Genomic DNA, 8664 nt, shown 5'->3' on the forward strand with positions numbered 1-8664 from the left:
GGGGCCAGACAATTTCTCAGCTTGCCATTTTCTTCGAAGGGAGGTTATCATTGGACATTGATGTTAAGTGCTAAAATCGGGCCTGACACAGTTTAGTTAACAGACCCGGCTTTTTTACCCTTATGTTAAAGTTGTTCTATAAGCAATAACAGGCAGGCATAATTAACTATGGCTATTCAGTTCGATTCTATATCTTAAACCTCCTTATCCGATGGAGCTGCTCGACCACAATCTACCGGGCCTCTACCCATGTCTCCGAATATGAACTGTATCAGTGTCAATGCCGAGATGGCCGCCGTCTCCGCCCTTAATATCCTGCTTCCCAGCGTTACGATTGTTACGCCGGAGGCTTCCGCCTGCTTAACCTCTTCAGGCGTAAAACCCCCTTCTGGGCCGGTTATAACGTAGATATTGTCTTCTTCTCGCTCGGACTCCAGTGGGTATTTTAATCCCTTTCCTCCGCCTTCGTAAAACATCATGGCAGCAGCACCAGTACTGTGTATGGATTGCGTCAACGCGTGGAAATTCGCGGTCTCCAATATTTCAGGCACGACGACCCTCATCGACTGCCTGGCAGCCTCAATGGCTATTTTTCTCCATCTATCGATTTTCCTCGTGTAATCGAGCTGTGTACGACTCGTTACCATTGGAATTATCTCCTTAACCCCAAGTTCTACGGCTTTCTGGACAACTATATCCATCTTTGAGCCCTTTAACAGTCCCTGACAAAGAGTTATCGACACAGGGGATTCAGTATTAGGCGGTGTTTGCGGTGTTAGGGACAACTGCACGGCGTTCTTTGCACAGGAGGTTATGATACCCTTGAAAAATCGGCCTTTTTCGTCAAAGATGGATAGCTCGCCGCCAGTCTTATATCTCAGGACCGAGAGGATATATCTCGATGTTTCACCAGTGATAACAGCCGCTGCGTCATGGATAGCACTGGAGTGGAGAAAGACGTTGGGCATCGATTAATAAAACCGTGCCCTCAGCCTGTGAACATCTCTTTCAGTTTTTCCCTGAAAGTCTTTTGTACCTCATCGCCGCCTATGCTGGCATACTCGTCAAGGAGTTCGCGCTGGCGTGGAGTGATCTTCTTCGGGACATCTATATAGACCTTTACGATTTGGTCGCCGCGAGTACCGCCACCCACGCGCTGTATCCCCTCTCCTCTTAGTTTAAACATCTCGCCGGACTGTGTAGATTGCGGGATCTTCAACTTCGTTACGCCCTTAAGTGTGGGCACCTCGATCTCGCCGCCCAAGACGGCCGTTGGATAGCTGATTGGGATTTCGCAATATATGTCCCTCTCGTGCCGCTTGAAAAAAGGATGCTCTGTGACATTGATAAAAATGTACAGGTCTCCGGGTGGGGCACCGCGCTCTCCGGCCTCTCCCTCTGATGTCATTTTCAGACGAGTATTGGTATCCACACCTGCCGGTATCTTTATCGAAAGATTTCGCATTTTTTTCACCTTGCCGCTGCCGCCGCAATCACCGCATGGGTCGGTAATAACGACTCCAGCACCGCCGCATTTACCACAGGAACGGCTCACCGTAAAAAAACCCTGCTGAAAGCGCATTTGCCCGCTTCCATGGCATTGCTGGCATGTCTGAGGTGCCCTGCCGCTGGCTGAACCGCTGCCGCCGCATTTGTCGCAACTTTCCATTCGTGGTATAGATATCTTCTTATCCACCCCGAAGGCCGCATCCATAAGCGTGATTTCCAGATCATACCGCATGTCGGCACCTCGCCTTGAGCGCTGCCTTCTTTGTCCACCCCCGCCGAAAATGTCCCCCAAGAAATCGTCAAATATATCGGTAAACGCCCCAAAACCAAAATCGGCCGCGCCCCCACCTATCCCTTCAGTAGTACCGAATCTGTCATAATGGGCACGTTTTTTGGCATCGCTCAGGCACGAGTATGCCTCGTTTATCTCTTTAAACCTCTCCTCGGCCTCTTTATTGCCAGAGTTGCGGTCAGGATGATATTTTAAGGCCATCTTCCGGTAGGCCTTTTTTAGCTCATCGGGGGTAGCGCTTCTGTCAACTTCTAATATGCTGTAGTAATCTTTCATCTATTTCTTGTGTTTGTCAACATCTTCGAATTCTGCCTCTACCACTTCCTCTTCAGGACCTCCTGCCTTTTGACCGCCTTCGCTGGCACCTTTCTGTCCCTGTCCGGAAGCATCTTTTGCCGTTGCATCCTTATATATATGTTCGGCAAATTTGTGTGAGATCGTCGTAAGGGCCTCAATTGCCTTTTTTAGCTCTTCAGGGTCGCTGGCCGTGTCCTTTATATCCCTGAGCCGTTTAACGGCCTCTTCCGCCTCTGTTTTTTCAGCCGGCTGAATCTTGTCGCCATATTCTTTCAGAGACTTCTCCACTGAATAAACCAGTGTATCTGCCTCGTTTCTAACGGTTGCTAGTTCTTTTTTCCTCTTGTCCTCTTCGGCATGCGCCTCAGCGTCTTTTACCATCTTTTTAATCTCGTCGTCAGTTAACCCGCTTGAGGCGGTTATCTTTATCGATTGTTCTTTGCCCGTTCCCAGGTCTTTTGCCGAGACATGAAGTATACCGTTTGCATCTATGTCGAATGTTACCTCCACCTGAGGAATCCCGCGCGGGGCTGGCGGGATGCCAAGCAGTTCAAAATTCCCAAGCAGTTTATTATCCCCGGCCATCTCTCTCTCGCCCTGAAATACCTTTATAGTAACAGCCGGCTGATTGTCCGTCGCAGTCGAAAATATCTGGCTCTTTTTCGTCGGTATTGTCGTGTTCCTCTCGATTAGCTTCGTAAATACACCGCCTAAGGTCTCAATCCCTAAGGACAGCGGCGTTACGTCAAGCAGGAGTACTTCCTTAACGTCTCCTTTAAGTACTGCGGCCTGAATTGCCGCCCCTACAGCGACTACCTCGTCGGGGTTCACCGTTCTATTGGGTTCCTTGTTGAAGAAACCCTGTACGGTCTGAATAACCTTGGGCATTCTTGTTGAGCCGCCCACAAGGAGTACCTCGTTTATCTCGGACGTGGATAAGCCGGCATCCTTCAGGGCCTGCCTGCACGGCTCTATGGAGTGCCTGATCAGGTCATCGACGAGCTGTTCGCACTTCGACCTTGACAGTTTGAGCAGCAAGTGTTTAGGTCCAGAGGCGTCCGCTGTAACAAACGGCAGATTAATCTCGGTCTCCGTAGCGCTTGAAAGCTCCACTTTTGCCCTTTCTGCCGCCTCTTTAAGACGTTGAAGGGCCATCTTATCTCTCTTTAAGTCTATGCCCTGCTCTTTTTTGAATTCATCTACCAGCCAGTCCATTATGCGTATGTCAAAGTCATCGCCGCCCAGATATGTGTCGCCGTTTGTCGATTTAACCTCGATTACGCCCTCGCCTATTTCAAGTATTGATATATCAAACGTACCGCCGCCCAAGTCATAGACCGATATTTTCTCTTCCTTTTTCTTGTCTATCCCATAGGCAAGTGAGGCCGCCGTTGGTTCGTTTATTATCCTCAGGACGTTTAGACCTGCAATCTTGCCAGCCTCTTTTGTGGCCTGGCGCTGATTGTCATCAAAATACGCAGGGACGGTTATCACGGCGTCCGTTACCGTCTCACCAAGGAAGTCCTCCGCCGCCTGTTTTAGCTTTTGCAGGATCATTGCCGATATCTGCGGCGGGGCATAGCGCTTCCCCCTGATTTCCACATGGGCATCGCCGTTTGGGGCCTCCACTATCTTATAAGGGAGCCTTCTTTTGGCGTCCGTAACCTCGGGAGAGCCGTACTTCCTGCCCATCAGGCGTTTTACAGAGAATATCGTGTTTTCGGAATTCGTTATCGCCTGCCTTTTTGCTATCTGTCCGACCAGCCTCTCGTCCTTATCCGTAAACGCGACCACGGACGGCGTCGTTCTGTTGCCTTCCTGGTTTGGTATTACCACAGGCTCTCCTGCCTGCACTACCGCCACACACGAGTTTGTAGTCCCGAGATCTATTCCTATTGCCCTAGCCATTACCTTCCTCCTTATGGTTTATATCATTATGCTCAGTCTTGGATTCGACATGTTCTGTGCTGCCCGATGCCTTCTTCGAGACCGACACCAGGGCCGCTCTTATTAACCGGTCCTTAAAAATGTATCCCTTTCTGAATTCCTCGACGACTGTTTTATCGTCAAGGTCGCTGCGCTCTACCTCAGCCATCGCGTGGTGATAGGCAGGGTTAAAGGGTTTACCTTTTGCCTCTATCTCAGCAAGCCCGTTTGAGACGAGTATTTTTTTGAGTTCCTTGAGCGTCATGTCAACACCCTGGGCTAAACCATCAGCCGCCCCAGGCGCAACGTGAGAGAGTGCCGCCTCAAGGTTATCTATCACGGAGAGCAGGCTTGAGACCAGAGACTCGGTCCCGTATTTGTAAATCTCCTCTTTTTCCTTTAGCACCCTTTTGCGGTAGTTATCAAACTCTGCATACATGCGTTTATACTTGTCCTGCAATTCTTCGTTTTCGAGCCTGAGTTTCTCCATCTGATCAAACTGAATATCCACCTCTACGCCATTTTCACCGGCAGATGAAGGAGGCACAGTGGACTCCACTACGTTGTCCCCCACGGTCAAGTCAATCTTTCTCTCTTCCAATTTATATAGACCTCCTATATGTGTTCAAGTTGCCTGGAGAGAAAAGCTGCAGACGTACTTACAATAGATATGGCGTTTGCGTAGTCCATTCTCTGCGGCCCTATCAGGCCCAATACACCAAATGGCCTGCCCTTTTCGTAAAAAGTCGAGGCCACAAGGCTTAATGCCTTTTCATCCAGCAACGGGTCATCACCGACAAACACCTGCACCCCTTCGCTTTGCAATATCTTATCAAGAAGATTTATTATCATGTTTTTGTCGTCTATCGCCTTGGATAGCTCTTTTATTTTTTTTATGTCGTCAAAATCAGGCAGATTTATCAATTCGCTCACGCCGGAGATGAATATGTCGGCATTTATCGAGGAAAACACCTTATTGCATAAACTATTCGCCTTTTCTTTCAGTGTTTCACATTTTTCCTGTTCTTCGGCCATATTTTCTAACAAACTCTTTTTAATGTCCCGAAGTGTTGACCCTGCAAATTCATCGTTTAAGTACCGGCTTATCTCGTTCATGTCTTTTTGTGTCAGTCTGCTGGATGACTCCACTATCATATGCCGCACAATCCCGTATTGTGTCAGCAGGATTGCCACAATCATATTTTCTTTGTATGTATAGAATTCTATTTTTCGTAAAATGCTGCTTTCTGCTGTCCTTGAGAGGACAACTCCCATGTAGTGGGAACAGTCAGACATCAGCCTTGAAATGGCACTGAGGAAGTCATCGAAACTCGCCCTGGAGTCCGTTGACTTGTCATAAAGCATCGAAAGGAGATTGCTGTTCTCAGACATGCCGCAATCCAGCAGCGACTCAACGAAAAACCTATAGGCACGACCCGTTGGAACACGCCCCGCAGAGGCATAGGGTTGGCTCAGAAAACCCAGCTCCTCAAGATCGCTCATCGTGTTTCTTATCGTTGCCGATGATATACCAAAGCCGTATCTCTTGCTAATATATCTTGAACCTACCGGGGCCGCTATCCCTATGTAGCTCTCAATCACCGCAAATAGTATCTTTCTTGTTCTTGCATCCACTATATCGTCTCTCAATCTGTTTTACTCAGCACTATAATTTAACAATTCCTAATCTCTTGTTTCAAGTAATAGTTTCAAGAGTCATCAGGGGAGGCCGGCAGCCCCCCCTTAAAGACTTTTCAACTAGTACATATCTCCCATGCCGCCCATCCCTGGGTGTCCGCCGCCACCCATTGGCATCTTCTCTTCCTTTTCAGGCAGATCGCATATCATCACCGATGTCGTAAGCATTAACGATGCCACCGAGGCCGCGTTCTGAAGCGCACATCTGGTAACCTTCGTCGGGTCGATTATGCCCTCTTGCATCATGTCGCAGAACTTCTCGTTCTGGGCGTCAAAGCCATAGTTCTGGTCACTTGAGTCCTTCACCTTCTCTATTATTATAGCACTTTCAAGGCCGGCATTGTGGATAATCTGCCTGATTGGCTCCTCGAGGGCCTTTTTTATGATATTAGCGCCGATTTTCTCGTCGCCTGTTAGTTTCAGCTCGTCAACCGATGAGATACACCGCAGAAGGGCAACTCCGCCGCCTGGTATTATGCCCTCTTCGACCGCCGCTCGGGTGGCATGCAGGGCGTCTTCCACGCGGGCCTTCTTCTCCTTCATCTCAGTCTCCGTGGCCGCACCAACGTTTATTACGGCAACTCCGCCTACGATTTTTGCAAGCCTCTCCTGGAGTTTTTCCCTGTCGTAGTCCGATGTGGTATCCTCAATCTGAGACTTAATCTGCTTTACCCTGCCCTTGATGGCGTCTTGCTTGCCTTCGCCTTCCACTATCGTCGTGTTGTCCTTGTCTATCGTTATCTTTTTGGCACGTCCGAGGTCGGTCATCTTTACGTTTTCGAGCTTCATGCCGAGGTCGTCCGATATTACCGTGCCGCCAGTTAGGATAGCTATATCTTCGAGCATGGCCTTACGCCTTTCACCAAAGCCAGGGGCCTTTACGCCGCATACCTGAAGTGTTCCGCGCAGCTTGTTCACCACCATCGTGGCAAGGGCCTCTCCCTCGATGTCCTCAGACAGAATGAGCAGCGGCCTGCCCATCTTCGCTATCTGCTCCAACAGTGGAATCAGGTCCTTCATCGAGGATATCTTCTTGTCATAGAGAAGTATATGGGCGTTTTCCAGTACGCACTCCATCCTCTCAGAGTCGGTAACAAAATACGGAGATATGTAACCCCTGTCAAACTGCATTCCTTCAACCACCTCAAGGGCTGTTGCCATGCTCTTGGCCTCTTCTACAGTGATTACGCCGTCTTTGCCAACCTTGTCCATCGCCTCGGCTATAAGGTCTCCAACCGAAGGGTCATTGTTTGCCGAAATAGTCCCGACTTGTGCAATTTCTTTCTTGTCCTGGACTTTCTTCGTCATGGACTTTAGTTTATCAATAACAGTAACTACGGCCTTTTCCATTCCACGCTTTAAGTCCATCGCATGGGCGCCCGCTACGACATTCTTTACGCCCTCTTTATATATGGCGTGGGCCAGTACTGTGGCCGTAGTCGTACCGTCACCGGCAGTGTCGGAGGTCTTTGAGGCAACCTCCTTTAACAGCTGCGCCCCCATGTTCTGGTACGGGTCCTTAAGCTCTATCTCCTTGGCCACCGTTACACCGTCTTTGGTTATCGTCGGAGAACCATATTTCTTGTCAAGTATTGCGTTTCTGCCCTTTGGGCCAAGTGTGGCCTTTACAGCATTGGTAAGTATGGTTATCCCCTCAAGGATCTCCCTCCTTGCCGCTTCGTCAAAAAGTAACTGTTTTGCTCCCATTTACACCCTCCTATGCGATTATTCCTAAGACGTCTTCTTCCTTGATTATTAGATAATCGACACTGTCGATCTGAACCTTCGAGCCGGAATACTTATCGAAAAATATCTCGTCCCCAACCTTCAGCTCCTTCACCTCCGAGCCGACTGCCTCAACCTTGCCGCGCTGCGGCTTTTCCTTTGCTGTGTCCGGTACATATATACCGCCGGCCGTTCTCTCCAGCTCTTCCTTGTAGCTGACAAACACACGCTCTTTCAATGGTTTAAACTTCATAGAGTCACGCTCCCTTCTTTGTTATTAGCACTCACAAAGAGTGATTGCTAATAATATAACATACTTTTCTCACTATTGCAAGTTTTTTTTCCTTTGACCGCGATTAACAGCTCTTTGGGAATCCAGCGCTCTGTGGCTCACCGTGGTATCATTCGCCTGCGGCCCCCCCCGAACAGAGATATCTCCTCAGTTGCCAGCGATAGTCAACCGAAATAATATAGCGCGGCTACTTCAATCTTGGAATAGAGCTGCTACTGCCGGCACTATAACTGACGCCGTCCATTTTAAAGCCCGAGACGGCTGCGTTGAGTTCGCCAGCTATGTCTGTGAAACTGCTGACTTCTTGCAGCACGTCCTCGGACATGCGAAGTATGTCCCTGGCGATGTTTGATGTCTTATCGATATTTGATGCGACGTCCTCAGAGGCTGCCGATTGCTCGTCTACGGACGTCGCTATCTGGGTGATTTGGTCTACCACGCCCTTGACAGACTCTACCATTTGATCGAGTATCTCGCCAACTTCTTTTATCGAACTAGTGGCATCGGTTACCTTTTCCGAGGCCTCTGACATGGACTTGGTGGTCTTATCGGAGTCCTGTTTGACAGAGGCAATTTTATGCGAAATCTCATCCGTTGCCTTAATTGTCCTCTCGGCCAGTTTTCTCACCTCGTCGGCAACGACGGCAAAACCTCGGCCTTGTTCCCCTGCCCTTGCGGCCTCGATTGCGGCATTGAGGGCCAGGAGGTTCGTTTGGTCGGCGATGTCTTTTATTACTATTAATATATCGCTGATTTCAAAGACGCTGTTATTAAGGCTTCCCACCATCGCGGAGAGTTCTATTGCCGACTGATATACGTTATCGATAATTCCTACTGCCATATCCGCGGCCTCCTTGCCTCTGGATGCAGTTTTCATGGTGGACATACTTGTTTCTGAGGCCACGGAGGCATTTCTTGCTATGTC

The 8664-nt window shown here is 49.1% G+C and carries 8 protein-coding genes; all 8 read right to left on the bottom strand.

Features of this window, described 5'->3' with window-relative positions:
* Positions 1 to 194: 194 nt before the first annotated feature.
* Positions 195 to 968, bottom strand: a complete 774-nt coding sequence (locus HWQ67_RS08995) for a 16S rRNA (uracil(1498)-N(3))-methyltransferase (protein WP_218252352.1) — start codon at positions 966 to 968, stop codon at positions 195 to 197.
* 20 nt (positions 969 to 988) lie between these two features.
* Complete coding sequence (dnaJ, locus tag HWQ67_RS09000) at positions 989 to 2077, bottom strand: molecular chaperone DnaJ (RefSeq protein WP_218252353.1); 1089 nt, start codon at positions 2075 to 2077, stop codon at positions 989 to 991.
* A complete protein-coding gene (dnaK, locus tag HWQ67_RS09005; protein ID WP_218252354.1) occupies positions 2078 to 4006 on the bottom strand; it encodes a molecular chaperone DnaK in 1929 nt (642 codons plus the stop codon).
* Positions 3999 to 4625, bottom strand: coding sequence for a nucleotide exchange factor GrpE (gene grpE, locus HWQ67_RS09010; protein WP_218252355.1), 627 nt, complete (start codon positions 4623 to 4625; stop codon positions 3999 to 4001). Before grpE ends, dnaK begins: the two co-directional genes overlap by 8 nt.
* Before the next feature lie 14 nt (positions 4626 to 4639).
* The gene (gene hrcA, locus HWQ67_RS09015) at positions 4640 to 5659 is read right to left on the bottom strand and encodes a heat-inducible transcriptional repressor HrcA (protein ID WP_218252356.1); all 1020 of its coding nucleotides are present in this window, start codon (positions 5657 to 5659) and stop codon (positions 4640 to 4642) included.
* Positions 5660 to 5782: 123 nt separating this feature from the next.
* Complete coding sequence (gene groL, locus HWQ67_RS09020; protein ID WP_218252357.1) at positions 5783 to 7429, bottom strand: chaperonin GroEL; 1647 nt, start codon at positions 7427 to 7429, stop codon at positions 5783 to 5785.
* A 10-nt stretch (positions 7430 to 7439) separates the two neighbouring features.
* On the bottom strand, positions 7440 to 7700 hold the full coding sequence (locus HWQ67_RS09025; RefSeq protein ID WP_218252358.1) for a co-chaperone GroES: 261 nt from the start codon (positions 7698 to 7700) through the stop codon (positions 7440 to 7442).
* Between the two features lie 226 nt (positions 7701 to 7926).
* The coding region (locus HWQ67_RS09030) for a methyl-accepting chemotaxis protein (RefSeq protein ID WP_255317192.1) at positions 7927 to 8664 on the bottom strand (738 nt) is incomplete at its 5' end.

The sequence above is a fragment of the Candidatus Magnetobacterium casense genome (assembly GCF_019173545.1).
GTDB lineage: Bacteria > Nitrospirota > Thermodesulfovibrionia > Thermodesulfovibrionales > Magnetobacteriaceae > Magnetobacterium > Magnetobacterium cryptolimnobacter.

What these genes read in the sequence shown, in the direction of transcription:
- HWQ67_RS08995 (WP_218252352.1), bottom strand. Translation starts at nt 968, where the DNA reads ATGCCCAACGTCTTTCTCCACTCCAGTGCTATCCATGACGCAGCGGCT.
- dnaJ (WP_218252353.1), bottom strand. Translation starts at nt 2,077, where the DNA reads ATGAAAGATTACTACAGCATATTAGAAGTTGACAGAAGCGCTACCCCC.
- dnaK (WP_218252354.1), bottom strand. Translation starts at nt 4,006, where the DNA reads ATGGCTAGGGCAATAGGAATAGATCTCGGGACTACAAACTCGTGTGTG.
- groL (WP_218252357.1), bottom strand. Translation starts at nt 7,429, where the DNA reads ATGGGAGCAAAACAGTTACTTTTTGACGAAGCGGCAAGGAGGGAGATC.
- HWQ67_RS09025 (WP_218252358.1), bottom strand. Translation starts at nt 7,700, where the DNA reads ATGAAGTTTAAACCATTGAAAGAGCGTGTGTTTGTCAGCTACAAGGAA.